The organism is Streptomyces sp. NPDC017943, from assembly GCF_044328425.1.
Classification (GTDB): domain Bacteria; phylum Actinomycetota; class Actinomycetes; order Streptomycetales; family Streptomycetaceae; genus Streptomyces; species Streptomyces djakartensis_A.
The window spans coordinates 274,788-299,163 of the sequence record NZ_JBIRHH010000010.1 but is presented as its reverse complement, the minus strand read 5'-3'; the positions used below and the strand labels follow the sequence as shown (position 1 = coordinate 299,163).

Annotated in this window: 22 protein-coding genes and 1 pseudogene; 11 read left to right on the top strand and 12 right to left on the bottom strand. The window is 72.9% G+C overall.

Annotated features, from left to right (window positions below; genetic code table 11):
* Positions 1–61 precede the first annotated feature (61 nt).
* Both ACH4C6_RS29745 and ACH4C6_RS29740 read right to left on the bottom strand, forming a co-directional pair.
* Positions 62–703 (bottom strand): response regulator, encoded by a 642-nt coding sequence (locus ACH4C6_RS29745; RefSeq protein WP_376333241.1) that lies wholly within the window; start codon positions 701–703, stop codon positions 62–64.
* On the bottom strand, positions 696–1,841 hold the full coding sequence (locus ACH4C6_RS29740) for a GAF domain-containing sensor histidine kinase (RefSeq protein WP_398111716.1): 1,146 nt from the start codon (positions 1,839–1,841) through the stop codon (positions 696–698). Before ACH4C6_RS29740 ends, ACH4C6_RS29745 begins: the two co-directional genes overlap by 8 nt.
* Positions 1,842–2,176: 335 nt before the next feature.
* Between ACH4C6_RS29740 and ACH4C6_RS29735 the strand changes: the two genes are divergently transcribed.
* From ACH4C6_RS29735 to ACH4C6_RS29725, 3 genes are all read left to right on the top strand, one after another.
* Positions 2,177–2,875 carry an SDR family NAD(P)-dependent oxidoreductase gene (locus ACH4C6_RS29735; protein ID WP_398111715.1) on the top strand — a complete coding sequence of 233 codons (699 nt, stop codon included), beginning with the start codon at positions 2,177–2,179 and terminating at the stop codon, positions 2,873–2,875.
* Complete coding sequence (locus tag ACH4C6_RS29730; protein ID WP_398111714.1) at positions 2,872–3,972, top strand: S-adenosylmethionine:tRNA ribosyltransferase-isomerase; 1,101 nt, start codon at positions 2,872–2,874, stop codon at positions 3,970–3,972. Before ACH4C6_RS29735 ends, ACH4C6_RS29730 begins: the two co-directional genes overlap by 4 nt.
* 365 nt (positions 3,973–4,337) lie before the next feature.
* Positions 4,338–5,051 (top strand): transglycosylase SLT domain-containing protein, encoded by a 714-nt coding sequence (locus ACH4C6_RS29725; protein ID WP_398111713.1) that lies wholly within the window; start codon positions 4,338–4,340, stop codon positions 5,049–5,051.
* Positions 5,052–5,145: 94 nt separating this feature from the next.
* On the opposite strand, the gene ACH4C6_RS29720 is transcribed toward ACH4C6_RS29725, so the two are convergent.
* Positions 5,146–7,674: an FHA domain-containing protein gene (locus tag ACH4C6_RS29720; RefSeq protein ID WP_398111712.1), complete on the bottom strand. Its 2,529-nt coding sequence runs from the start codon at positions 7,672–7,674 to the stop codon at positions 5,146–5,148.
* A gap of 242 nt (positions 7,675–7,916) precedes the next feature.
* Here ACH4C6_RS29720 and ACH4C6_RS29715 point away from each other — a divergent pair.
* Both ACH4C6_RS29715 and serB read left to right on the top strand, forming a co-directional pair.
* A pseudogene (locus tag ACH4C6_RS29715) lies at positions 7,917–9,778 on the top strand (streptophobe family protein); the annotation flags it as partial.
* Positions 9,779–10,714: 936 nt separating this feature from the next.
* Complete coding sequence (serB, locus tag ACH4C6_RS29710) at positions 10,715–11,941, top strand: phosphoserine phosphatase SerB (protein ID WP_398111711.1); 1,227 nt, start codon at positions 10,715–10,717, stop codon at positions 11,939–11,941.
* 175 nt (positions 11,942–12,116) lie between these two features.
* Here serB and ACH4C6_RS29705 read toward each other — a convergent pair whose 3' ends face one another.
* From ACH4C6_RS29705 to ACH4C6_RS29690, 4 genes are all read right to left on the bottom strand, one after another.
* The gene (locus tag ACH4C6_RS29705) at positions 12,117–12,635 is read right to left on the bottom strand and encodes a SixA phosphatase family protein (protein ID WP_398111710.1); all 519 of its coding nucleotides are present in this window, start codon (positions 12,633–12,635) and stop codon (positions 12,117–12,119) included.
* 65 nt (positions 12,636–12,700) lie between these two features.
* Positions 12,701–12,907: a hypothetical protein gene (locus ACH4C6_RS29700; protein ID WP_398111709.1), complete on the bottom strand. Its 207-nt coding sequence runs from the start codon at positions 12,905–12,907 to the stop codon at positions 12,701–12,703.
* A gap of 164 nt (positions 12,908–13,071) precedes the next feature.
* A complete protein-coding gene (locus ACH4C6_RS29695; RefSeq protein WP_097215821.1) occupies positions 13,072–13,188 on the bottom strand; it encodes an SGM_5486 family transporter-associated protein in 117 nt (38 codons plus the stop codon).
* A 60-nt stretch (positions 13,189–13,248) separates the two neighbouring features.
* Positions 13,249–14,643, bottom strand: a complete 1,395-nt coding sequence (locus tag ACH4C6_RS29690; RefSeq protein WP_398111708.1) for a CynX/NimT family MFS transporter — start codon at positions 14,641–14,643, stop codon at positions 13,249–13,251.
* 70 nt (positions 14,644–14,713) lie between these two features.
* On the opposite strand from ACH4C6_RS29690, the gene ACH4C6_RS29685 reads away from it, so the two are divergent.
* Positions 14,714–15,406, top strand: coding sequence for a FadR/GntR family transcriptional regulator (locus tag ACH4C6_RS29685; RefSeq protein WP_398111707.1), 693 nt, complete (start codon positions 14,714–14,716; stop codon positions 15,404–15,406).
* Here the strand turns inward: ACH4C6_RS29685 and ACH4C6_RS29680 are convergent.
* From ACH4C6_RS29680 to fabG, 3 genes are all read right to left on the bottom strand, one after another.
* Positions 15,384–15,752, bottom strand: a complete 369-nt coding sequence (locus tag ACH4C6_RS29680) for a hypothetical protein (protein ID WP_398111706.1) — start codon at positions 15,750–15,752, stop codon at positions 15,384–15,386. The genes ACH4C6_RS29685 and ACH4C6_RS29680 overlap by 23 nt on opposite strands.
* Before the next feature lie 160 nt (positions 15,753–15,912).
* Positions 15,913–16,680: an enoyl-ACP reductase FabI gene (gene fabI / locus ACH4C6_RS29675; protein WP_398111705.1), complete on the bottom strand. Its 768-nt coding sequence runs from the start codon at positions 16,678–16,680 to the stop codon at positions 15,913–15,915.
* A gap of 5 nt (positions 16,681–16,685) precedes the next feature.
* A complete protein-coding gene (gene fabG / locus ACH4C6_RS29670; protein ID WP_398111704.1) occupies positions 16,686–17,405 on the bottom strand; it encodes a 3-oxoacyl-[acyl-carrier-protein] reductase in 720 nt (239 codons plus the stop codon).
* 274 nt (positions 17,406–17,679) lie between these two features.
* On the opposite strand from fabG, the gene ACH4C6_RS29665 reads away from it, so the two are divergent.
* Genes ACH4C6_RS29665 through tyrS form a run of 3 tightly spaced genes read left to right on the top strand, consistent with a single transcriptional unit; the run spans position 17,680 to position 21,920 of the window.
* A complete protein-coding gene (locus ACH4C6_RS29665) occupies positions 17,680–19,203 on the top strand; it encodes a TldD/PmbA family protein (RefSeq protein WP_398111703.1) in 1,524 nt (507 codons plus the stop codon).
* Positions 19,200–20,594, top strand: coding sequence for a metallopeptidase TldD-related protein (locus tag ACH4C6_RS29660; protein ID WP_398111702.1), 1,395 nt, complete (start codon positions 19,200–19,202; stop codon positions 20,592–20,594). Before ACH4C6_RS29665 ends, ACH4C6_RS29660 begins: the two co-directional genes overlap by 4 nt.
* A gap of 57 nt (positions 20,595–20,651) precedes the next feature.
* Positions 20,652–21,920 (top strand): tyrosine--tRNA ligase, encoded by a 1,269-nt coding sequence (gene tyrS / locus ACH4C6_RS29655; protein WP_398111701.1) that lies wholly within the window; start codon positions 20,652–20,654, stop codon positions 21,918–21,920.
* 67 nt (positions 21,921–21,987) lie between these two features.
* On the opposite strand, the gene ACH4C6_RS29650 is transcribed toward tyrS, so the two are convergent.
* Entirely contained in the window at positions 21,988–22,263 is a 276-nt protein-coding gene (locus tag ACH4C6_RS29650; protein ID WP_398111700.1) for a GlsB/YeaQ/YmgE family stress response membrane protein, read from the bottom strand.
* A gap of 244 nt (positions 22,264–22,507) precedes the next feature.
* On the opposite strand from ACH4C6_RS29650, the gene ACH4C6_RS29645 reads away from it, so the two are divergent.
* Positions 22,508–22,903 carry a DUF3099 domain-containing protein gene (locus ACH4C6_RS29645; RefSeq protein WP_398111699.1) on the top strand — a complete coding sequence of 132 codons (396 nt, stop codon included), beginning with the start codon at positions 22,508–22,510 and terminating at the stop codon, positions 22,901–22,903.
* A gap of 233 nt (positions 22,904–23,136) precedes the next feature.
* Complete coding sequence (locus tag ACH4C6_RS29640) at positions 23,137–23,361, top strand: hypothetical protein (protein WP_398111698.1); 225 nt, start codon at positions 23,137–23,139, stop codon at positions 23,359–23,361.
* Here ACH4C6_RS29640 and moaA read toward each other — a convergent pair.
* On the bottom strand, positions 23,358–24,347 hold the full coding sequence (gene moaA, locus ACH4C6_RS29635) for a GTP 3',8-cyclase MoaA (protein ID WP_398111732.1): 990 nt from the start codon (positions 24,345–24,347) through the stop codon (positions 23,358–23,360). The genes ACH4C6_RS29640 and moaA overlap by 4 nt on opposite strands.
* Positions 24,348–24,376 lie beyond the last annotated feature (29 nt).

Below are 24,376 nucleotides of genomic sequence, written 5' to 3'. Positions count from 1 at the left end.
CCACGACAGTATGAATCTCAGTCCGGAACGGAACCTTCCGCGGTGCCGTGGGAGCAGGGTGTCAGCCCGCCACACCATGGCGGACGGCCCACAGCGCCGCCTGCGTCCGGTCGGCCAGGTCGAGCTTCATCAGGATGTTCGAGACGTGGGTCTTGACGGTCTTCTCGGACAGGACGAGGGCGCGGGCGATTTCGCGGTTGGAGCGGCCGTCCGCTATCAGCCCGAGCACCTCGCGCTCCCGCTCGGTGAGGGAACCGGCCCGGCCCGGGCCCGAATTGGCCTCCTCCTGGGAGAGCAGGGCGCCGGCCACCTCCGGCTGGAGCAGGATGTGCCCGGCGTGGACGGAGCGGATGGCCCCGGCGAGCGCGTCGGGGTCGACGTCCTTGTAGACGTACCCGGCGGCGCCCGCGCGCAAGGCAGGGACGACCGTGCGCTGTTCGGTGAAGCTGGTGACGACGAGCACGCGCGCGGGGTTGTCGAGCTCGCGGAGTCGGCGCAGCGCGTCGACCCCGTCCATGCCCGGCATCTTGACGTCCATGAGGATGACGTCGGGGCGCAACTCCTCGGCGCGGTCCACTCCTTCGGCGCCGTCCGCGGCCTCGCCGACGACCTCGATGTCGTCCTGCACCTCGAGGAAGGTGCGCAGGCCCCGGCGGACCACCTGGTGGTCGTCGACGAGCAGCACCCTGATTGCGTCAGCCACCGGGGACCTCCATCTCGATCGTGGTGCCCTTGCCGGGCGCCGATTCCACGGTGAGCGTGCCGCCGGCGCCGCCGGCCCGGTCCCGCATCGAGACCAGACCGAGGTGGCGTCCGGCGCGGCGCACCGCGCTCGGGTCGAATCCGCCGCCGTCGTCGGTGACCCGCAGCACCGCTCCCCCGCCGCGCCGTTCCAGGGTGACGTCGACGTGCTCGGCGCCGGAGTGGCGCAGGGCGTTGTGCAGCGCTTCCTGGGCGACCCGCAGGACGGCTTCCTCCTGGGAGGCGGGCAGGGCCTTCACGCCGTGGGCGGTGAAGGTGACGCGGGCGCTGTGGGCGCGGTCGAGGACCTGGATCTGGGTGCGCAGGGTGGCGACCAGACCGTCCTCGTCGAGGGCGGCCGGACGCAACTCGACCACGGCCGCCCGCAGTTCGTCCGCCGCCTCGGCGGCCAGCACCGCCACCTGATGCAGTTCCCCCTTGGCGCGGGAGGGGTCCCGGTCCACCAGACGGGCGGCGGCCTGGGCGGTCAGGCGCAGCGAGAACAGCTTCTGGCTGACCGCGTCGTGCAGTTCGTGGGCGAGGCGGGAGCGCTCCTCGGCGATGGTGAGCTCCCGGCTGCGTTCGTACAGGCGGGCGTTGGTCAGGGCGATCGCGGCGTGCTGGGCGAGGATGCCGAGCAGTTCCTCGTCGTCCTGGGTGAAGCCGCAACCGCCGTCGGGCCTGGAGCAGTTCTTGTTGGCGAGGAACAGGGCGCCGATGACCTCGTCCCCGTCGCGGATCGGCAGGCCGAGGAAGTCGACCAGATCGGGGTGGGCCTTGGGCCAGCCCTCGAAGCGGGGGTCCTTGCGGACGTCGGCCAGGCGCTCGGACCTCGCCTCGTGCAGCATCGCGGCGAGGATGCCGTGCTGGCGCGGCAGGGGGCCGATGGCCTTCCACTGCTCCTCGCTGACGCCGTCGACGACGAACTGGGCGAAGCCGCCGTGGTCGTCCGGTACGCCGAGTGCGGCGTACTGCGCGTCGAGCAGCTCGCGGGCCGAGGCGACGATCGTCTTGAGGACGTCGCGCACCTCCAGGTGCCTGCTCATGGCCAGGAGCGCGGAGCTCACCGCGGCGAGGCCGGACCGGGGGCCGTGACTCATGTCCTCACCGTACCGGCGTGCCCGGCGGCGCGGATCGGGCCGGTGGCGGCCGGGGCGGGGCCGCTGGACCTAGGTCGCGGGGCCGAGGCCGCGGGGGCGGGGCGTAGATCCGGGGACCGGGCCGGGAGCGGCGGGGCGCAGGTCCGGGCGGCCTGCCGTGCGCCGAAGGCGGCGGTGCGGCGGCCCGGGTCCCCGGACCGGGGGCTCGCGGTCTACGGCCAAGGGACCCGGTGGCTTGCGGCCTGCGGCGGAGGCGGGCCGGACGGCTCCGTTCCTACGTTGAGGGCACGTCGACCGGCCTTGGTCGACGGTGATCAGGACGAGGGGAGCGGATCATGCCGGTGGCGATCATCACGGGTGCCTCGAAGGGGCTGGGCCTGGCCCTGGCGGGGGCCCTGGCCGAACGGGGCTGGGACCTGGTGCTCGATGCCCGGGGCGCCGAGGTGCTGGCGGAGGCGGCGCGGGCGGTCGCCGTGCACGGCACACGGGTGACGGCCCTGCCCGGGGACGTCACCGACCCCGGGCACCGGGCCGGGCTGGTGGCGGCGGCGTGGCGGCTGGGCGGGGTCGACCTGCTGGTGCACAACGCCAGCGCGCTGGGCGCGGAGCCTCTGGTGCGGCTGGAGGAGCTGCCGCTGGAGGGGCTGCGGCGGGCCTTGGAGGTGAATCTGGTCGCGGGGCTGGGGCTGGTGCAGGAGGCGCTGCCGTTGCTGCGGGCCTCGGGGGCGGGTGCCGTGGTGGCGGTCAGCTCGGACGCGGCGGCCGAGGCGTACGAGACGTGGGGCGGTTACGGAGCGTCCAAGGCGGCGCTGGACCACCTGGCGGCCGTGCTCGCCGTGGAGGAGCCGGGGCTGCGGGTCTGGGCCGTCGATCCCGGTGACATGGCCACCGACCTGTACGCGGCGGCCGTGCCGGACGATCCGGACCCGCGGCCCGAGCCGGCCCGGGTGGTGCCGGGGTTCCTGCGGCTGCTGGACGAGCGGCCGGCCAGCGGGCGGTACGCGGCCGCGGCGCCGGCGGAGGGGGTCCGATGACGCTCGCGGTACGGGTGCCGCAGGAGCTGTCGGCCCGGGTGCCGGTGGAGCAGCGGGCGCCCGGGTTGGACCGGGACGGCGTGCGGATGCTGGTGTCACGGGGGGCCGGGGTGGCGCACCACACGTTCCGGGAGCTGCCCGGCCTGCTGCAGGCCGGGGACGTGCTGGTGGTCAACACCTCGCCGACGCTGGCAGCGGCGGTCGACGGGCGGATCGGGCACGCACGCGTGGTGGTGCACTTCTCCACCCGCGGCGACGACGGCCGCTGGGCGGTGGAGCTGCGGGAACCGGACGGGCGCGGCACCACGCGCGCGCGTGCGGGGGCGCCCGCGGGCAGTGAGGTGTGGCTGCCGGGCGGGACGCGACTGGTGCCGGAGGAACCGCTGAGCGGACGGAGCGGACGACTGTGGTGGGCGGCGGTGGTGAGCGGGCGGGGGGACGGCGCCGGCGAGGGCGGGACGCGGCTGGGCGGCGGGGAGGGGCCGGATCCGGTGCCGGGGCTGCTGCGGGAGTACGGGCGGCCCATCCGCTACTCCTACACGGAGCGGGACCAGCCGCTGTCCGTCTACCAGACGGTGTTCGCGCTGCCCCGCGCGGACGGGTCGGGCAGCGCGGAGATGCCGAGTGCGGCGCGGCCCTTCACCGCCCGGGTCGTGACGGAGCTGGTGAGCCGGGGGGTGCAGTTCGCGCCGATCACCCTGCACACGGGGGTGGCCTCGGCGGAGGCCCACGAACCGCCCTACCCGGAGCGCTTCGCGGTTCCGGGGACCTCCGCACGGCTGATCAACGCGGCCGGGGCCGCGGGGGGCAGGGTCGTGGCGGTCGGGACGACGGCGGTGCGGGCCGTGGAGTCGGCGGTGGACTCCGACGGGGTCGTGCGCGCGCGTGAGGGGTGGACGGACCTCGTCGTCACGCCGGAGCGCGGGGTGCGCGTGGTGGACGGGCTGCTGACCGGGCTGCACGAGCCGGAGGCGTCGCACCTGCTGATGCTGCGGGCGCTCGCGGGCAGCACGGCGATCGAGCGGGCGTACGCGGCCGCACTCCGGAGCCGGTACCTGTGGCACGAGTTCGGCGACGTGCACCTGCTGTTGCCCTGACCGAGCCCGGACGGCCTTCTGACGACCCCTCACACTGAGCATCGCTCGTGCAACGGGGGGTGAGAACGGGGGGCGCCCCGTGTGAGCCCGCGCATAGGGCGCACGTCACGTACGAAAGGGCGTAGGAGACAAAGCCGCCCCTTTTGAGCGGCCCAGACAGTCCTTTCTGACCCGGTTTACCCCTCCCTGATCCACTATCTTCTTTCGTACGTCACACCTTTGCCACGCCATTTTGCGGCCGCTAAGAATTGCAGACGTCGCTCAGCGCCGTGGGTTCTTCCCCCGCGGCGTTCGTGTCGGAAACACACCGAGTCCAACGCCGGACGCCGAGCGACTCCCGCGCTATTCGAAGAGGTCCACTCAGCATGCCCAAGAACATCTTCAGCCGTGTTCAGAGTCGTAGCCTGACCCGTCACCACAAGATCGCCATGGCCGGTGTCGCCACCCTGGGTGCCGCCGCCATCGGGTTCTCCGCGGTGCCGAGCGGTGCTTCGACGAAGACCACGACCGAGGCCGCTCAGCCGGCTGCCGTGGCGTACAGCACCGAGCAGATCAAGGACGTCAAGGCGAGCGTCACCGACCAGATGGCCGGTGCCAGCCTGAAGGCGGAGCAGATAGCGGCCAAGCAGAAGGCCGAGGCCGCCGCCGCGGCCAAGAAGAAGGCGGCCGCCGAGGCCGCCAAGAAGAAGGCCGAGGCCGCGCGCAAGGCCAAGGAGGCCGCGAGCCGCGACGCCAAGCGCGCCACGGTCAAGAAGTACCCGAACAACCTCGACGGCTGGATCCGCGAGTCGCTCGACATCCTGAAGAAGCACGACATCCCGGCGTCGTACGACGGCATCCACCGCAACATCATGCGTGAGTCCTCGGGCAACCCGAAGGCGATCAACAACTGGGACATCAACGCGATCAACGGCATCCCGTCGAAGGGCCTGCTGCAGGTCATCCCGCCGACCTTCGCGCACTGGCACGTCCCCGGCACCTCCTGGGACATCTACGACCCGGTAGCCAACATCACCGCCGCCTGCCACTACGCGGCCGACAAGTACGGCTCGATGGACAACGTCAACAGCGCGTACTGAGGCCGGCGCGGGACCTCATCGCTTCGCTGACTGAACGCCGAAGGGCGGCACCCTCCTGACGGGGTGCCGCCCTTCGGGCGCCGCGAGGCGGTGACTACTTGCGCATGACCTCGGGCTCGTGGCGCCGCAGGAAGCGGGCCACGAAGAAGCCGCAGATCACGCCGAGCACCAGCAGCGCGCCCATGTCCATGGCCCAGGCCCCGGCGGTGTGCTCCCACAGCGGGTCGGTGTCGCCGGCCGTCTCGGGCGGGCTGATCCTGTTGAAGTCCAGCGTGGCGCCGGAGGCGGCGACCGCCCAGCGCGACGGCATCAGGAACGAGAACTGGTTGACGCCGATCGAGCCATGCAGCGTGAACAGGCAACCGGTGAACACGACCTGGATGATCGCGAACATCACCAGCAGCGGCATGGTCTTCTCGGCCGTCTTCACCAGCGACGAGATGATCAGGCCGAACATCATGGACGTGAAGCCCAGCGCCATGATCGGCACCGACAGCTCCAGCAGTGTGGCACTGCCGAAGATCAGGCCCTCCTCGGGGATCTCCCGGCTGGAGAAGCCGATGACGCCGACGAGCAGGCCCTGGAGCACGGTGATCATGCCGAGCACGAACACCTTCGACATCAGGTACGCCGAGCGGGACAGGCCGGTGGCGCGCTCCCGCTCGTAGATGACCCGTTCCTTGATCAGCTCGCGGACCGAGTTCGCCGCGCCCGCGAAGCAGGCACCCACCGCGAGGATCAGCAGGACCGTGGTCGCCGTGCCGTTCGGGATGATCCGGCCGGTCTGCGGGTTGGCGGGGTTCGGCAGCAGACCCTTGTCCGCGTCGATGAGCAGGCTCACCGCGCCGAGCACGGCCGGCAGGATCACCATCAGCGCCAGGAAGCCCTTGTCGGACGCGATCACCGACACGTAGCGCCGGACCAGCGTGACGAACTGCGACATCCAGCCCTGCGGTTTCGGCGGCTTCATCGCCTGCATGGCCGGAACCTGTACGGACTGCGGCGCGACGGCGTCGATGTCCGCGGCGTACATCTGGTAGTGCTGCGAGCCCTTCCAGCGGCCCGCCCAGTCGTAGTCGCGGTAGTTCTCGAAGGCGGAGAAGACGTCGGCCCAGGTGTCGTAGCCGAAGAAGTTCAGCGCCTCCTCCGGCGGGCCGAAGTAGGCGACCGAACCGCCCGGCGCCATCACCAGCAGCTTGTCGCAGATCGCCAGCTCGGCCACCGAGTGGGTGACGACGAGGACCGTGCGGCCGTCGTCGGCGAGGCCCCGCAGCAGCTGCATGACATCGCGGTCCATGCCCGGGTCGAGGCCGGAGGTCGGCTCGTCCAGGAAGATCAGCGACGGCTTGGTCAGCAGCTCCAGCGCGACCGAGACGCGCTTGCGCTGGCCGCCGGACAGGGACGTGACCTTCTTGTCCTTGTGGATGTCGAGCTTGAGCTCGCGCAGCACCTCGTCGATCCGGGCCTCGCGCTCGGCCGCCGTGGTGTCGGCGGGGAAGCGCAGCTTGGCCGCGTACTTGAGGGCCTTCTTGACGGTCAGCTCCTTGTGCAGGATGTCGTCCTGCGGGACCAGACCGATGCGCTGACGCAGCTCGGCGAACTGCTTGTACAGGTTCCGGTTGTCGTAGAGCACCTCGCCCTGGTTGGCGGGGCGGTAACCGGTCAGCGCCTTGAGCAGGGTGGACTTGCCGGAGCCGGACGGGCCGATGACCGCGATGAGCGACTTCTCCGGGACGCCGAACGAGACGTCCTTGAGGATCTGCTTGCCGCCGTCGACCGTGACGGTCAGGTGGCGCGCGGAGAAGGACACCTCACCGGTGTCGACGAACTCCTCGAGCCGGTCGCCGACGATCCGGAACGTCGAGTGGCCGACGCCGACGACGTCGGTCGGGCCGAGCAGCTGCGAGCCGCCCTTGGCGATCGGCAGACCGTTGACGTACGTGCCGTTGTGGGAGCCGAGGTCGCGGATCTCCATGCGGCCGTCGGGCGTGGCGTGGAACTCGGCGTGGTGCCGGGAGACCTGCAGGTCCGAGACGACCAGCTCGTTCTCCAGAGCACGGCCGATGCGCATCACACGGCCGAGGGAGAACTGGTGGAAGGTGGTCGGGCTGCGGTCGCCGTGGACCGGCGGCGCCCCCGCGGCACCGCCGGGGCCCTGCTGCTGCGGGATGTGTGCGGCGCCCTGCTGCGGCTGCTGCCAGCCGGCCTGCGGGGCGTTCTGCTGGTGCGGCGGCTGCTGGGCGGGGGCCTGCTGCGCCCAGCCCGGGCCCGCGCCCTGCGCGGCGTACGGCTGCTGCTGGGGCCGGGCCTGCGGTGTGGCGACGGAGGCCGCGGCTCCGGAGAGGTTCAGGCGCGGGCCGTCGGTCGCGTTGCCCAGGTTGACCGCCGAACCGGGGCCCAGCTCCACCTGGTGGACGCGCTGCCCCTGCACGAAGGTGCCGTTGGTGCTGCCGTGGTCCTCGATGACCCAACTGCGGCCGTCGAAACGGACCGTGGCGTGACGCCAGGAGACCCTGGCGTCGTCGAAGACGACGTCCCCCTGCGGATCACGTCCGAGGGTGTATGCCCTGGACGGATCGAGCGTCCAGGTACGTCCGTTTGATTCCAGTACGAGTTCCGGCACTCCATGCCCCACTGAGTTGTCCCCCGAGTTGTCCCCCGACATGGGGAGTCTAGGGATGTCGAACATCGGGGGGAACTATTTCAGGAGCGGCCCCCTGACCGAAAGTCGGGCCTCGGGATGACCGGAGTGCGGACGCTTCGCCGATTCCGTTGACGGGGTTGAAATCCGGCCGGAGAGTGGTATTTCGACGCGAGGGGGACATGCGCGGTGTTCCCGTCGTGGCGCGGATCGGGGGGTCTGCCATGGGTGCTGCCGCAGGGGTGGGGGCGGAGCGGGGCCACGCGCGCGTGCCGTGGGGTGACGTGCTGGTGTCCGCCTTGGCCGCCGTCAGCTGGGCGTTGATCGGCATGGCGGGGACGGCGGCGCTGGGCCTGCGGCTGCTGGAGGCGGACGCGGCGGGCTCGTCGGGGCCGATGACCGCCGCGGTGGTGGCGCTGGCTGCGGGCGGGTCGGTCACGCCGTCCGGTGACGTGTCGGCGTTCGGCCTGTCGGGCGCGGAGGCGGACACGGCCCTCCGGATCACGCCACTGGGTGTGAGCCTGGCCGGGGCGGTGCTGCTGTCCTGGTTCTTCCTACGGTCCCTGCGCGCGGCGGGAGTTGAGATTTCGCTGGGCGAACTCGCCGCCCGGGCGGGCGCGGTGACCGTGCTGTTCGTGGCGATGCTGGGCGGGCTGGCCTGGGCGGGACACGATGTCATCACGATCGACGGGGGGTCGCTGGGCCTCGCCGACGTGCCGGGCGGCGACACGGGCCTTGCCGTCCCGGGGTTGGGCGACGTCGGGGGGTTGCTGCCGGACCGGCTCGGCGACCTGGCCGACGCGCGGGCCTCCGTCGGCTTCACGGTCGACACCGCGCCGACGCTGCTCGGCGGGCTGCTGTGGGTGGCGGGCGTCCTGGCCGTCGCCCTGCTCGCCTCCCGCCGTACGCCGCTGCCGCCGGGCTGGGAGGGCCTGCACCGGGTGGTGCGGCCGGCCGTGTCCGCCCTGGTGACCGCGCTGCTGGTGGCCGTGGCGGCGGGCCTGGCCGCGGCGGCGTACGCGGCGGCCGGGGACGACCGTCCCGGGCGCATCGCGGGAGCGGCGCTGCTCGGGGCGCCGAACGGGGTGTGGCTGGCGTCCCGGTCGGCCTGTTCGTGCCGTGGGACGGCCGCGCGACGGGTGAACTCACCCGCTTCCTCCCGCACCCGCTGGACGACCTGCTCGGGTCGAGGCCGGACCGCCCGGTGACGCTGGGGCGTCTGGCCGAACTGGACGGCCGGGTGTGGCTGCTGGGCGTGGGCGCGGTGCTGCTGATGCTGCTCGCGGGGGTCCTGACGGGGGCACGGACGCCGGTGGGGGCGCGGCCCGCTGACGTCGCGTTCTCCGGTGCGGACGACTCCGGGCCGGGCGCGCGGCGGAACCCGGGGGCGCTCGGGTTCATGGGCCGGTGCGCGGTGCGGCTGGGGAGCGTGACGGCGTTGGGGTTGCCCCTGCTGGTCCGGCTGACGGACGTGTCCGTGACGGCGTCCCTGTCCGTGCTCGGTATCGACGCCTTCGGGGCCGGTCTGACGCTGCACGGGCACCTCGGCACGGCCGTCCTGCTGGGCGCGCTGTGGGGAGCCGGGGCCGGGGCGGCCGGGGCCGGGCTCGCGTGGCTGTGCGGGGCGGCGGGCCGCTCGGCGTCGGGACCGGCCCGGGGAGAAGGGCCGGGCAGGGACGCGGGGGTCCGGCGGCCACGGCGGGACGGCGGTGTGCAGGGGCCGGGGGGTGAGCCGGAGCACCGGCAGCCGACTGCGGGCATGGGTGGCGGTGACGGCAGCGCAACGACGCCGTGGCACAGCGCAGCGCCTTGGCGGACCGGCCCGGGCGGCACACCGGGCGCGCCCGGGCCGGACGAGGAGACACAGCGGGTGCAGCCGTACGGCGCCCGGAGCGGGCCAGCGGGTCCGGGGCGGAAGGCACCCCTCTGGCCCGACGGACCCCCTCCCCCGCCAGGCACACCCCGGCCGGGAGGCGGCACGGACGCCTCAGGCGGACCCACCGCCCCGGGGAGGGCGCCCCTCCGGCCCAGCGGACCCCCCGCCCCGCCACCCAGCCCACCGGGCACGCCCCGGCCGGACGGCGGCGCAGACGCCTCAGGCGGACCTGCCGGACCGGGGCGGATTGCAGCCCCCTGGCCCAGCGGACCCCCCGCCCCGCCACCCAGCACACCGGGCACGCCCCGGCCGGACGAACAGACACAGCAGATGAAGCCGCACGGCGGCCCCCTCGAACCGGGCCGGACCGCAACCCCTCGCCCCGGTGAACTTTCCGCCCCACCGGGCACATCCTGGCCGACCAGCGGCCCGGGCGGACCCGCTGGACCACCGGAGCAGAATGCAACCCCCTGGCCCGCCGGCCCCCCTGCCCCGCCACGCCGCACACCCGGCACACCCCGGCCGGGCGAATCCGGGCCCTACGCACCCGGTGTGCCGTATCGGCCGCCGAACCCGGCCACCAACCCCTACCTCCGCGTCCCCGGCGAGTTCCACGACCCGGAGGATGCCCGCCCCGACGATGCGGGACAGCCGCAGGACGCAGGTACCGGGCAGCCACACCGACCGACGGGCGCACCCCCCGGCCAACCCGTCCCACCGGAAGAAACACCCTCCGATCCGCCACCCCCACCCGGAGACGCACCACCCCATCAGCCACCCCCACCAGCTGGCGCACCCCCCCGCGACGGCCAAACTCCTCCGGATCGCGAGCCCCCCGCGCACGGCGACCCCTCCGTGCCGGACGGCGACGGCATCTACGGCGCCCCCACCGTCGTCCGGCCCCTGGGCCCGCCGCCTCGCGGCGCCGGGCCGCGAACCCGGCCGGACGACGGTCCACCGCCGCCACCGCCACCGCCTCCTCCCCCGCCCGCGCGTGGCCCGCGCGGGGGCGGGAGGTGAGGACGGCCCGCACCACCGCCGTCCCGCCGTCCCGTTCGCGCCACCGGGGCGACACCCACTGTTCGCTGTCCGCCAGACGGACCACAGGGGCGGTGGGCACGACCCGCCGGATACGGTGGAACCACCATGAGCGCTTCGCAGACCTCGTCTCCCGACGTCCCTGCCGACGTCCCCACTCTCCTCGTGAAGATCTTCGGCAAGGACAGGCCGGGCATCACCGCCGGGCTCTTCGACACCCTGGCCGCCTACTCCCTCGACGTCGTCGACATCGAGCAGGTCGTCACCCGTGGCCGCATGGTGCTGTGCGCGCTCGTGACCGAGCCGCCCCCCGGCCTGGAGGGCGACCTCCGGGCGACCGTGCACAGCTGGGCCGAGTCGATGAAGATGCAGGCGGAGATCATCTCCGGCCTCGGCGACAACCGGCCGCGCGGGCTCGGTCGCTCCCTGGTCACCGTGCTCGGGCACCCGCTCACCGCCGAGGCGACGGCGGCGATCACCGCACGGATCACCCGGACCGGCGCCAACATCGACCGCATCTTCCGCCTCGCCAAGTACCCCGTCACCGCGGTCGAGTTCGCCGTCTCCGGCGTGGAGACCGAGCCGCTGCGCACCGCCCTGGTGACCGACGCCGCCCGGCTCGGCGTCGATGTGGCGGTCGTCGACGCGGGGCTGTACCGCCGGGCTCAGCGGCTGGTCGTCATGGACGTCGACTCCACCCTCATCCAGGACGAGGTCATCGAGTTGTTCGCCGCCCACGCGGGCTGCGAGGACAAGGTCGCCGAGGTGACGGCCGCGGCGATGCGCGGGGAGCTGGACTTCGAGCAGTCCCTGCACGCGCGCGTGGCCCTGCTGGAGGGACTGGACGCCTCCGTGGTCGACAAGGTGCGCAGCGAGGTGCGGCTGACGCCGGGCGCCCGCACCCTGATCCGCACGCTGAAGCGCCTGGGCTACCAGGTCGGTGTGGTCTCGGGAGGCTTCACGCAGGTCACGGACGACCTGAAGGAGCGGCTCGGGCTGGACTTCGCCCAGGCCAACACCCTGGAGATCGTCGACGGGAAGCTCACCGGCAGGGTGACGGGCGAGATCGTCGACCGGGCGGGCAAGGCCCGGCTGCTGCGCCGGTTCGCCGCGGAGGCGGGTGTGCCGCTGTCGCAGACGGTGGCGATCGGTGACGGCGCGAACGATCTCGACATGCTGAACGCGGCGGGGCTCGGCGTCGCCTTCAACGCCAAGCCGGTGGTGCGCGAGGCCGCGCACGCCGCGGTGAACGTCCCGTTCCTGGACACCGTCCTGTACCTGCTCGGCATCACCCGTGAAGAGGTCGAGGCGGCGGACACCCACGAAACGGTCTGACCGGACGACAGGGGCCCGGCACCACATCGGTGCCGGGCCCCTGTCGTGAAGTCGTACGCGCCGAGCACCGAGCATCGAGCGCCCGGCCTGTCGCACGGCAGGCGCTCAAGCGCGCCGAGACGCTCAGGCCCGCGGAGGCGCTCAGGCCCGCGGAGCGCTCATGCGCGCCGGGCCCTCACTCCGCCGGCGCCCAGTAGTCGCCCAGCGTGCCGGCGCCCGGCTCCAGGCTCTTCCAGGGGCCGCCGAACGACAGGACGGCGAAGGCCGCGGCCGGGAAGCCCCGGCGGGTCATCCGCTCGCGGGCGTCCGTCTCGGCCGTACCGGCCAGCACCTCGGCCAGGCCCTGGATGCCGGGGTTGTGGCCGACCATGAGGAGGGTGCGGACGTCGTCGGGCGTCTCGTTGAGCACGGCGATCAGCTCACCCGGCGAGGCCTCGTAGATCCGCTCCTCGTAGACGGTCTTCGGCCGCTGCGGGAACTCCTGGACGGCGAGCTTCCAGGTCTCCCGGGTCCGGACCGCGGTGGAGCACAGGGCCAGGTCGAAGGAGAGGCCGGTGTCGACGAGCCTGCGCCCGGCCTCCGCCGCGTCCATACGGCCCCGGTCGGCGAGTGGACGCTCGTGATCCGTCACTTGCGGCCAGTCGGCTTTCGCATGGCGGAAGAGGACAATCCTGCGGGGTTCTGCGACGCTCATGAGATCCAGCTTCGCACGAAACACGCCACGGGGCGCAGGGAGTTGACCACGGGCTTCGGCCGTGCTCAGCGGGACATCAGCCGCTCCACGCGCTCGAAGAGCTGGCTGATCGCGGGGTCGCCCGCCGCGGCGTGGGCGTCGGACGGGTTCAGGATGAGGGCGAGCAGGGCGGTGAAGGCCAGCACGGGCAAGGCGAGGGCCCACCAGGGCAGGCGGCTGTCGGCGGCGGCCCGGGACGCCGGGTGGGGCCGGGTGTGCGTGTGGGCCGACATGGGTGCCTCCGCTCTCCGAGTGGTCGGTGACCGTCGCGAGGTCACCTCTCGAAGCTACGGAACGGGCGGCGGCCGGCCCATCCGGTGATCCACCCACTTGACCCTGACCCTCACCCCCTAGGGGACAGGGGGGACAACCCCACCATGGGGGCGGGCGGGGGCGGTCAGGGCGAGGCGATGGTCGCGATCACGGCGATGACGATGAAGATCGCGAAGAAGGCGCCGAAGACGAGCAGCATCTTCTTCTGACCGTGCTGGGGGTTCGGGTCGAGCACTGGCATGGGGCAAGTCTCGCACCCGCGCGGGACCCCGGACGCCCCGGGCCCCCCTTTTCCGGCGTGTCAGGCGGCGGCCTCGTCCTCCACCGTGCGGTTGCGGCCCGCCAGGACGCCGACCGCCATCTGCGGGACCATCAGGGCGCTCATCAGGGCGATGGGCAGCCCCCAGCCGCCGCTGTGCTGGTAGAGGACGCCCACCAGGAGCGGGCCGGGGATGGAGATGAGGTACCCGGTGCTCTGTGCGAAGGCCGACAGCTGGGCGACGCCCTGGCCGGTGCGGGCGCGCATGCCGACCATGGTGAGGGCGAGCGGGAAGGCGCAGTTGGCGACGCCGAGCAGCAGCGCCCAGGCCCAGGCCCCGGCGGCGGGCGCGAGGTAGAGACCGGCGTATCCGGCGAGGCCGCAGACGCCGAGGGCGATCACGATGGGGCCTTGGTGGGGCAGCCGGGTGGCGAGCCGGGGTATGACGAAGGCCAGCGGGACGCCCATCACCATGGTGACCGCGAGGAGGAGTCCCGCGGTGCCCGCGGGCACGCCGGCGTCCCGGAAGATCTGCGCCATCCAGCCCATGGTGATGTAGGCGGCGGTGGCCTGGAGGCCGAAGAAGACGGCGAGGGCCCAGGCGGTGCGGCTGCGGGTGATCCGCAGCCGGGGGACCTCGGGCGCGGGGCCCGTCCCGGCGGCGTCCGGCCCGCCCTGGCCGGCCGCGTCCCGCGCGCCGGGCGGCGTCACGCGCCCCCGGACGAACGGCAGCCACGGCAGCACGGCCGCCACGGCGAGCGACGCCCACAGGACCAGGCCGGACTGCCAGCTGCCGCCGAGCGCGTCGGTCAGGGGGACGGTCACGGCGGCGGCGAGGGCGGTGCCCAGGGCGAGCGCCATGGAGTAGAGGCCGGTCATGGACCCGACGCGGTCGGGGAACCAGTGCTTGACGATGACCGGCATCAGGACGTTGCTGACGGCGATGCCCATGAGGGCGAGGGCGCTGGCGGCCAGGAAGCCGGCCGTGCCGCCCGCGTACGGCCGGACCAGCAGGCCGGTGGCGATGGCCACCATGCCGGCGCACACCACGGCTCCCGCTCCGAAGCGGCGGGCGAGCCGCGGGGCCATGACGCCGAAGACGGCGAAGCACAGCGGCGGCACGGAGGTCAGCAGGCCGGCCACGCTGCCGCTCATGCCGAGGCCGTCGCGGACCTCCTCGAGGAGGGCTCCGAGGCTGGTGATGGCGGGCCGGAGGTTCAGCGCGGACAGCACGATGCCGAGGACCAGCACGCGCATCGTCCACGCGCGCGGGGAGGCGCCGCCCCGCTCCCGGCCGCTCCCCTCCCGGCCGCCCCGCTCCCGGTCGTCCCGCGCGGCAGGGGCGCCGTGCGGGGCGGGTGTGCCCGCCGGGGCGGAGCCGCTCGCGGTCGGGGGCGTCATCGTCCGGGTTTCCTCGCTGGTCATGACGCCCATCATAGAATCATGGGATGATTGACTGTCCAGTCTCCCCCCACCCTGCGGCGTCCCGGCCGTGGGAAGGTGAGTCATGCCTCTGAGTCATCCCCGCCGCTCGGCGCTGTCCGAGCAGGTCATCGCCGCGCTGCGGGCCCAGATCACCTCGGGCGAGTGGCCGGTGGGCTCCCGCATCCCGACCGAGCCGGAACTGGTCGAGCAGCTGGGGGTCGCCCGCAACACCGTCCGTGAGGCGGTGCGCGCCCTGTCGCACAACGGCCTGCTGGACATCCGCCAGGGCTCCGGCACGTACGTCGTGGCGACGAGCGAGCTGGCCGGCGTGATGCAGCGGCGGTTCGCCGAGGCCGACCCGCGGCACATCGCCGAGCTGCGCTCCACGCTGGAGTCGGCCGCCGCCCGGCTGGCCGCCGGGCGGCGCACGGAGAAGGACCTCAAGCAGCTCGACGCTCTGCTGCTGCGGCGCGAGGAGGCGTGGGAGTCCGGGGACACCGAGGCGTTCGTGACGGCGGACGCGACCTTCCACCTGGCCGTGGTGTCCGCCTCCCACAACGACGTGATGACCGCGATGTACGCGGACCTCGGCGAGGTGCTGCGGGACTGGCTGCGCGAGGACGTCGGCGGGCGGCTGACGCCGGAGACGTACATGGAGCACGCGGGGATGCTCGACGCGATCCGCGCGGGCGACGCGGACAGCGCCGCGGCCGAGGCGGCCCGCTACCCGTTCCTGTGCCGGCTCGGCGGGGTCAGCTCCCCCGCCGGTGAGTGATCCACGCGCCGCCGACCTCCTTCCAGCAGCGTCCCTTCAGCCGCACCGTCTGCGCGGGCCCGGCGGCCACCGGGGCGCTGTCGGTGTCGATGTCCCACCAGCGGACGCACTCGACGTGCAGGCTCACCCGGTCCGTCTCCGGATAGGGGTTGTGGCAGTACGCGGTCACCTCGGAGCCCGTGACACGGACCCGGCACGCGGCGCCGAAGGGCCCCGCCTCGGGCCGGGTCCGCGCCGCGTGCGCGGGGGGCGTGCCGTCGTGCGTGCGGGGCACGGCTTCGTACGCCAGGCTCACCACGAGAGCGACGGCGAGGGACAGGGAGGCCGTTCGGCGGGACAAGCGCACAAGGGGACCTCCTCGGCCGTGCTGGGGAGGGAAGGGCGTGCTGGTCGCACCTCCCACACTGGCCGGTCGGGCACCGTCCCGCCCGGCCTGCTGGGCCGAACGGGCGACGCCCCGCCCCCCGCACACTGCGGGGAACGGGGCGTCGACGGCGCGCGGGGGATCAGGCGCCGATGGCGTGCAGTCCGCCGTCCACGTGGACGATCTCGCCCGTGGTCTTCGGGAACCAGTCGCTCAGCAGGGCGACGACACCGCGGCCGGCCGGCTCGGGGTCCTTCAGGTCCCACTCCAGCGGTGAGCGCGAGTCCCACACGGACGCCAGCTCGCTGAAGCCCGGGATGGACTTGGCGGCCATGGACCCGAGCGGCCCGGCCGAGACCAGGTTGCAGCGGATGTTCTGCTTGCCCAGGTCGCGGGCCATGTAGCGGCTGGTGGCCTCCAGCGCGGCCTTGGCCGGGCCCATCCAGTCGTACTGCGGCCAGGCGAACTGCGCGTCGAAGGTCAGACCGACGACCGAGCCGCCGTTCTGCATCAGCGGCAGGCAGGCCATGGTCAGCGACTTCAGGGAGTACGCCGAGACGTGCATGGCGGTGGCGACGGACTCGAACGGCGTGTTCAGGAAGTTGCCGCCCAGGGCGTCCTGCGGGGCGAAGCCGATGGAGTGCACGACACCGTCGAGGCCGCCGAGCTCCTCGCCGACGACGTCGGCCAGGCGGCCCAGGTGCTCGTCGTTGGTGACGTCCAGCTCGATGACCTTGACGGGCTTCGGGAGCTTCTTGGCGATGCGCTCGGTGAGCGTGGGCCGCGGGAACGCGGTGAGGATGACCTCGGCGCCCTGCTCCTGGGCCAGCTTGGCGGTGTGGAAGGCGATCGAGGCCTCCGTCAGCACGCCGGTGATCAGGACGCGCTTGCCCTCGAGAATTCCGCTCATGGTGATCAGTGACCCATTCCCAGTCCGCCGTCAACGGGGATGACGGCTCCAGTGATGTACGAGGCGTCGTCCGAGGCGAGGAACCGCACCGCTGCGGCGATCTCCTCCGGCTGCGCGTACCGGCCGAGCGGCACCTGCGACACGATGGCCGACCGCTGCTCGTCGGTGAGCACCTTGGTCATGTTGGTGTCGACGAAGCCCGGCGCGACGACGTTGAAGGTGATGTTGCGCGAGCCCAGCTCACGGGCGAGGGAGCGCGCGAAGCCGACGAGGCCGGCCTTGGAGGCGGCGTAGTTGGCCTGCCCCGCGGAGCCGAGCAGCCCGACGACCGAGGAGATCAGGACGACGCGGCCCTTCTTGGCGCGCAGCATGCCGCGGTTAGCGCGCTTGACGACGCGGAAGGTGCCGGTGAGGTTGGTGTCGAGGACGGACGTGAAGTCCTCCTCGGACATCCGCATCAGGAGCTGGTCCTTGGTGACACCGGCGTTGGCGACGAGGACCTCGACGGGCCCGTGGGCCTCCTCGATCTCCTTGTAGGCCTGCTCCACCTGCTCGGCGTCGGTGATGTCGCACCGGACGGCGAGGCAGCCCACGTCCGTGAGGGCCGCCGGCGGCTCGCCCGAGCGGTAGGTGATGGCGACCTTGTCGCCGGCGTCGGCGAACGCGCGGGCGATGGCGAGGCCGATGCCCCGGTTGCCTCCGGTGACGAGAACCGAGCGGCTCAACGGATCACCCTTTCCATAGCGGACCGAAATACCACCGCCGGGCCACGGCGCGACAGGCGGCGATGACAGGCGGCTTCCTCGAAAACCTATCGGTCCGGGCACGCGCGCGGACAATCGGGCACCGACAGTGGCGTGGGGGCCGCACTGTCGGGTCCCTACAGATCGCGCTGGCCCGCACCCCGCAAAGCCGTGGCCCGGGGGCCGGGCGGGGGGACATGATCGGAGCTGTCACCGAGCATGGCGACCACGGTCACCTCGACAGAAAGAGACGGCGGTGCCTCATACCATCGACGAGGCCTTCACGGCCCTTCCCCTACGCGCCCTCGCCGACGCGGCCCTCGCACGCGCGCGTGCGCTGGGCGCCGAGCACGCGGACTTCCGTCTGGAGCGGGTGCGGGGCGCCTCCTGGCGCTTCCGGGACGCCAAGCCCGCCGGTTCGTCCGACACCACCGACCTTGGATACGCGGTGCGGGTGGTGCACGGCGGGACCTGGGGCTTCGCGTCCGGCGTGGACCTGACCATGGACGCCGCCGCCCGGGTCGCCGGGCAGGCGGTGGCGATGGCCAAGCTGTCGGCCCAGGTGATCCGGGCTGCGGGTTCCGACGAGCGGGTGGAGCTGGCGGACGAGCCGGTGCACACCGATAAGACGTGGATCTCGTCGTACGAGATCGACCCGTTCTCCGTGCCGGACGAGGAGAAGGCCGCTCTGCTCGCGGAGTGGAGCGCGCGCCTGCTGGCCGCCCCCGGGGTCGACCACGTGGACTCCTCGCTGCTCACCGTGCACGAGAACAAGTTCTACGCCGACACGGCGGGGACGGTGACCACCCAGCAGCGCGTGCGGCTGCACCCGGTCTTCAACGCCGTGTCCGTGGACGAGTCCAGCGGCGAGTTCGACTCGATGCGCACGCTCGCCCCGCCCGTGGGACGCGGCTGGGAGTACCTGCGCGGCACCGGCTGGGACTGGCAGAGCGAGCTGGAGCAGATCCCGGAGCTGCTGGCCGAGAAGATGCGCGCGCCGAGCGTGGAGCCGGGCCTGTACGACCTGGTCGTCGACCCGTCGAACCTGTGGCTGACCATCCACGAGTCCATCGGCCACGCCACCGAGCTGGACCGGGCGCTCGGGTACGAGGCCGCCTACGCCGGCACCTCCTTCGCCACGTTCGACCAGCTCGGCACGTTGCGCTACGGCTCGGAGCTGATGAACGTCACCGGCGACCGCACCGCCGAGCACGGCCTGGCCACCGTCGGCTACGACGACGAGGGCGTCGCGGCGCAGTCCTGGGACCTGGTGAAGGACGGCACCCTGGTCGGCTACCAGCTGGACCGGCGGATCGCGAAGCTGACCGGCTTCGAACGGTCCAACGGCTGCGCCTACGCCGACTCCCCCGGCCATGTGCCGGTGCAGCGCATGGCGAACGTCTCGCTGCGGCCGGACCCGGCCGGGATGTCGACCGAGGACCTGATCGGGGGCGTGGAGCGCGGCATCTACGTGGTCGGCGACCGGTCCTGGTCGATCGACATGCAGCGCTACAACTTCCAGTTCACCGGGCAGCGCTTCCACCGCATCGAGAACGGCCGCCTCGCCGGGCAGCTGCGCGACGTGGCCTACCAGGCGACGACCACCGACTTCTGGGGCTCGATGGCCGCGGTCGGCGGACCGCAGACCTATGTGCTGGGCGGTGCGTTCAACTGCGGCAAGGCGCAGCCGGGCCAGGTCGCGGCCGTGTCGCACGGCTGCCCGTCGGCCCTGTTCAAGGGCGTCAACATCCTCAACACGACCCAGGAGGCCGGTCGATGAGCGCGCGCACCACCAAGCCCCACGAGGTAGTCGAGCGGGCCCTGGAGCTGTCCCGGGCCGACGGCTGCGTGGTCATCGCCGACGAGCAGTCCACGGCCAACCTGCGCTGGGCGGGCAACGCGCTGACCACGAACGGGGTGACGCGCGGACGCACGCTCACGGTCATCGCCACGGTCGACGGCAAGGACGGCACGGCCTCGGGGGTCGTGTCGCGGTCCGCCGTGACCGCCGACGACCTCGAGCCTCTGGTGCGGGCCGCGGAGGCCGCCGCGCGTGGCGCCGGGCCCGCCGAGGACGCGCAGCCCCTGGTCAGCGGTGTCGCCCAGGCGCCGGAGTTCACGGAGGCGCCCGCGGAGACCTCCTCCGCCGTGTTCGCCGACTTCGCGCCGGCGCTGGGCGAGGCCTTCGCACGCGCGCGTGCGGGCGGCCGCGAGCTGTACGGCTTCGCCAACCACGAGCTGGTCTCGACGTACCTCGGCACGTCCACGGGACTGCGGCTGCGGCACGACCAGCCGAACGGGACGCTGGAGGTCAACGCCAAGTCGCCCGACCGGACCCGGTCGGCGTGGGCCGGGCGCTCCACGCGGGACTTCAAGGACGTCGACCCGGCGGCGCTGGACGCCGAGCTGGCGGTGCGGCTCGGCTGGGCCGAGCGGCGCGTGGAGCTGCCCGCCGGGCGGTACGAGACGCTGCTGCCGCCGACGGCCGTGGCGGACCTGCTCATCTACCAGATGTGGTCGGCCTCGGGCCGGGACGCGGCGGAGGGCCGGACCGTGTTCTCCAAGCCGGGCGGCGGCACCCGGGTCGGCGATCGGCTGACCGGGCTGCCGCTGACCCTGCGCAGCGATCCGGACGAGCCGGGCCTGGAGTCGGCGCCGTTCGTCATCGCGCACTCCTCCGGCGGGGACCAGTCGGTGTTCGACAACGGGCTGCCGCTCACGGCCACCGAGTGGATGCGCGAGGGTGAGCTGCGGCACCTGACCACCAGCCGGCACAGCGCCGGCCTGACGGGGCTGCCGGTGGCTCCGGGCATCGACAACATCGTCCTGGACGGCGGCGAGGACCGTTCCCTGGAGGAGATGGTCGCGAGCACCGGGCGCGGGCTGCTGCTGACCTGCCTGTGGTACATCCGCGAGGTCGATCCGGCGAGCCTGCTGCTCACGGGCCTGACCCGGGACGGCGTGTACCTCGTGGAGAACGGGGAGGTGACCGGCGAGGTGAACAACTTCCGGTTCAACGAGTCCCCGGTCGGCGTGCTCGGCCGGGCCACGGAGGCGGGCCGGACCGAGAAGACGCTGCCCCGGGAGTGGAGCGACTGGTTCACCAGGGCGGCGATGCCCGCGCTGCGCGTCCCCGATTTCAACATGAGCTCGGTCAGCCAGGGCGTATAACCTCGTAGGCGGCTGTCACCCGACCGCCCGAAGATCGCTCAAGGAGACACGAGAACCGTGACGGACATCGTCGACGAGCTGAAGTGGCGCGGGCTGTTCGCCCTGTCCACCGACGAGGACGCTTTGCGCAAGGCTCTCGCGGACGGTCCCGTCACGTTCTATTGCGGTTTCGACCCGACGGCGCCGTCGCTGCACGTGGGGCACCTGGTGCAGGTGCTCACCGTGCGCCGGCTCCAGCAGGCCGGGCACCGGCCGCTGGCGCTGGTCGGCGGCGCCACGGGCCTGATCGGCGACCCCCGCCCGACCGCGGAGCGCACGCTGAACGACCCGGAGACCGTCGGCGGCTGGGTCGACAGGCTGCGCGCCCAGATCGAGCCGTTCCTCGACTTCGAGGGCGAGAACGCGGCCGTCATGGTCAACAACCTCGACTGGACGCAGGACCTGTCCGCGATCGAGTTCCTGCGGGACATCGGCAAGCACTTCCGCGTCAACAAGATGCTGACGAAGGACTCCGTGGCCCGCCGCCTGGAGTCCTCCGAGGGCATCAGCTACACGGAGTTCAGCTACCAGCTCCTCCAGGGCATGGACTTCCTCCAGCTCTACCGCCGCCACGGCTGCACCCTCCAGCAGGGCGGCAGCGACCAGTGGGGCAACCTCACGGCGGGCCTGGACCTGATCCACCGCCTGGAGCCGGGCGCGACCGTGCACGCGCTGGCGACGCCGCTGATGACCAAGGCGGACGGCACCAAGTTCGGCAAGACCGAGGGCGGGGCCGTCTGGCTCGACCCGGAGATGACGACGCCGTACGCGTTCTACCAGTTCTGGCTGAACGTGGACGACCGGGACATCTCGACGTACCTGCGCATCCTGTCCTTCCGCTCCCGCGAGGAGCTGGAGGAGCTGGAGCGGCAGACCGAGGAGCGGCCGCAGGCGCGGGCCGCGCAGCGGGCCCTGGCCGAGGAGCTGACGACGCTGGTGCACGGCGCCGAGCAGACGGCCGCGGTGATGGCCGCGTCCAAGGCGCTGTTCGGGCAGGGCGAGCTGGCCGGGCTCGACGAGCGCACGCTCGCGGCGGCCCTGTCGGAGCTGCCGCACATCCGCGTGGCCGAGCCGGCCCCGGTCGTCGACCTGTTCGCCGAGGTCGGCCTGGTGGCGAGCAAGTCGGCCGCGCGGCGCACGGTCAAGGAGGGCGGCGCCTACGTGAACAACGTCAAGGTCGCCTCCGAGGACGCCGTCCCCGCCCGGGAGGACCTGCTGCACGGCCGCTGGCTCGTGCTGCGCCGGGGCAAGAAGAACCTGGCCGCGGTCGAGGTCACGGCCGGCTGAGCACATGCGGGTGAGGGGCGGTCCTCCAGGTCGGAGGCCGCCCCTCGCGTCGTTCGGCGCCCCCTGGTCAGGCTCTGCGCCGGTCGCCCCTGGCCGCCGTCCAGGCCTGGTCGCCGAGGCCGACGAGGAGGACCGCCATCACCAGCTGGAACACGTGCCGCCACCAGTCGATGCCGGACGTCGCGTCGACCCCGGCCGCCCGGGCGATGGCGTTGCCGGCGATGCCGCCGATCATGCCCAGGATGACGGTGAGCCACAGGGGTAGGTGCTGCTTGCCCGGGATGATCGCCTTCGCGATCAGACCCAGTACCAGTCCGACGATGATCGCCCACAACCAGCCCATCGCTGCCTCCTCGTACGGCTCGACGTGAGCTCGTACCGCCAGTGTCGGGCCCGGGGGCACCCGTCGCACTCCGGCGCGGGCCGTCCGCGTCACGGCCCGGAGACGGCCCGGCGGACGAGGGGGCACCCGGTCTCGTGACGGTTCCGTACGCGGCGTACCGTGGGATCTGTCCCGGTCCGGGTCCCGGACGCCCGGGACGGCCACACGGCGGGGACGGTCCGATACGGGCGGATGGTGGATTGCGATGCGGAAGCAGCACGGCGGCGGGAACGTCCAGGTTTTCCGGATCACCGGCGCCCGGACGGGGTTGCAGGAGGACGTACGCGGGCGGCAGCGCCGGTACGTGATCTCGATGTCGGTCCGCACGGTGTCCGTGATCCTCGCGGCCACCCTGTGGAACGTCGAACGGCATGTGGCCATCGTGGCGCTGGTACTCGGCCTGATCCTGCCGTACATCGCGGTGGTCGTCGCGAACGCGGGGCGCGAGAACGCGCCGTCTCTCCCGTCGACGTTCGTGGCACCGCCGGTGCGGCCGATGATCGCGCCGCCGCAGTCACCGGGCGGGCGGACGGACTCCGCCGCGGACGACGCGGCGTCGGCGACGGCCCCCGGGGCGCGGGCGGATTCGCACGAGCGGTGAGTGCTGCCGTACGGCGGGCACAAACGGAAGTCGCCTTCCGGCCAAGCTCAAGAAAAGCTCAGATCAATCGCGTTGTTCCGGTGCCGGGGCCGGGGTTACCCGTGACATACTTCGTACGCGCTCCGCATCCCCCGTCGGAGCGACGGACCGACGCCGGGCAGCTCCCCCCGTGGCTGCTCGGCGTCGCCTTTGTGCCGTGCAGTTCCTGTCGAGTGCCGTGGTGAGACGAAGCAGTGAGTGACGAGACGCCCATCTGTTCCGCGAAGGGCTGCCGTGCCGACGCGGTGTGGGTGCTGGCGTGGAACAACCCCAAGATCCACACCCCGGAGCGGCGCAAGACCTGGCTGGCCTGCGACGAGCACCGCGAGCACCTGTCGCAGTTCCTGGGCGTGCGGGGCTTCCTGAAGGACGTCGTCCCGCTCGTGGAGTGGGAGTCCCGGGAGACCCCGGCTTCCTAGCCCCCGATCGCCGACATGGGACGGTCCGGCTGCACGAACGCCGGGTCGTCCAGTCCCGCTCCCGCCTTCTTGCCCCACATCGCCAGGCGCCACAGGCGGGCGATCTCCTCGTCCGGGGCTCCGGAGCGCAGGGCGGCGCGCAGATCGGTCTCCTCCTGGGCGAACAGGCAGGTGCGCACCTGGCCGTCGGCGGTGAGGCGGGTGCGGTCGCAGGCCGCGCAGAAGGGCCGGGTGACGGAGGCGATCACGCCGACCACATGCGGGCCGCCGTCGACCAGCCAGCGCTCCGCCGGGGCGGAGCCGCGCTTGTCCTGGCCCTCGGGCGTCAGCTCGAACCGGGTGCGCAGGGAGGCCAGGATGTCGCCGGCGGTGATCATGCCGTCGCGCTTCCAGCCGTGCTGCGCGTCCAGCGGCATCTGCTCGATGAAGCGCAGTTCGTAGTCGTGCTCCACGGCCCAGGCGAGGAGCTCGGGGGCCTCGTCGTCGTTCAGGCCGGGCATCAGGACCGAGTTGACCTTGACGGGGGTGAGGCCCGCATCGCGGGCGGCGTGCAGTCCCTCCAGGACGTCCTTGTGGCGGTCGCGGCGGGTGAGGGTCTTGAAGACGTCCGGCCGGAGGGTGTCGAGGGAGACGTTCACCCGGTCCAGGCCCGCCGCCTTCAGGGCCGCCGCCGTGCGCCTGAGGCCGATGCCGTTGGTGGTCAGCGACATCTGCGGGCGGGGCTCGAGGGCGGCGACGCGCTCGACGATGCCGACGAGCCCGGGGCGCAGCAGGGGCTCACCGCCCGTGAAGCGGACCTCCTCGATCCCGAGGGACGTGACCGCGATGCCGATCAGCCGGACGATCTCGTCGTCGGTGAGCAGGTCCGGCTTGGCCAGCCACTGCAGGCCCTCCTCGGGCATGCAATACGTGCAGCGCAGGTTGCATCGGTCGGTCAGCGAGACCCTCAGGTCGGTGGCCACCCGGCCGTAGGTGTCGATGAGCACGTGGGCCCCTCCCTGGTCGCGGATCGTGC

Coding starts and splice junctions, on each gene's coding strand:
- ACH4C6_RS29740 (WP_398111716.1), bottom strand. CDS start 1,841: ATGAGTCACGGCCCCCGGTCCGGCCTCGCCGCGGTGAGCTCCGCGCTC.
- ACH4C6_RS29690 (WP_398111708.1), bottom strand. CDS start 14,643: ATGATGGGCGTCATGACCAGCGAGGAAACCCGGACGATGACGCCCCCG.
- ACH4C6_RS29725 (WP_398111713.1), top strand. CDS start 4,338: ATGCCCAAGAACATCTTCAGCCGTGTTCAGAGTCGTAGCCTGACCCGT.
- ACH4C6_RS29730 (WP_398111714.1), top strand. CDS start 2,872: ATGACGCTCGCGGTACGGGTGCCGCAGGAGCTGTCGGCCCGGGTGCCG.
- ACH4C6_RS29705 (WP_398111710.1), bottom strand. CDS start 12,635: ATGAGCGTCGCAGAACCCCGCAGGATTGTCCTCTTCCGCCATGCGAAA.
- ACH4C6_RS29735 (WP_398111715.1), top strand. CDS start 2,177: ATGCCGGTGGCGATCATCACGGGTGCCTCGAAGGGGCTGGGCCTGGCC.
- ACH4C6_RS29645 (WP_398111699.1), top strand. CDS start 22,508: ATGCGGAAGCAGCACGGCGGCGGGAACGTCCAGGTTTTCCGGATCACC.
- ACH4C6_RS29660 (WP_398111702.1), top strand. CDS start 19,200: ATGAGCGCGCGCACCACCAAGCCCCACGAGGTAGTCGAGCGGGCCCTG.
- ACH4C6_RS29700 (WP_398111709.1), bottom strand. CDS start 12,907: ATGTCGGCCCACACGCACACCCGGCCCCACCCGGCGTCCCGGGCCGCC.
- ACH4C6_RS29685 (WP_398111707.1), top strand. CDS start 14,714: ATGCCTCTGAGTCATCCCCGCCGCTCGGCGCTGTCCGAGCAGGTCATC.
- ACH4C6_RS29650 (WP_398111700.1), bottom strand. CDS start 22,263: ATGGGCTGGTTGTGGGCGATCATCGTCGGACTGGTACTGGGTCTGATC.
- ACH4C6_RS29695 (WP_097215821.1), bottom strand. CDS start 13,188: ATGCCAGTGCTCGACCCGAACCCCCAGCACGGTCAGAAGAAGATGCTG.
- serB (WP_398111711.1), top strand. CDS start 10,715: ATGAGCGCTTCGCAGACCTCGTCTCCCGACGTCCCTGCCGACGTCCCC.
- fabI (WP_398111705.1), bottom strand. CDS start 16,680: ATGAGCGGAATTCTCGAGGGCAAGCGCGTCCTGATCACCGGCGTGCTG.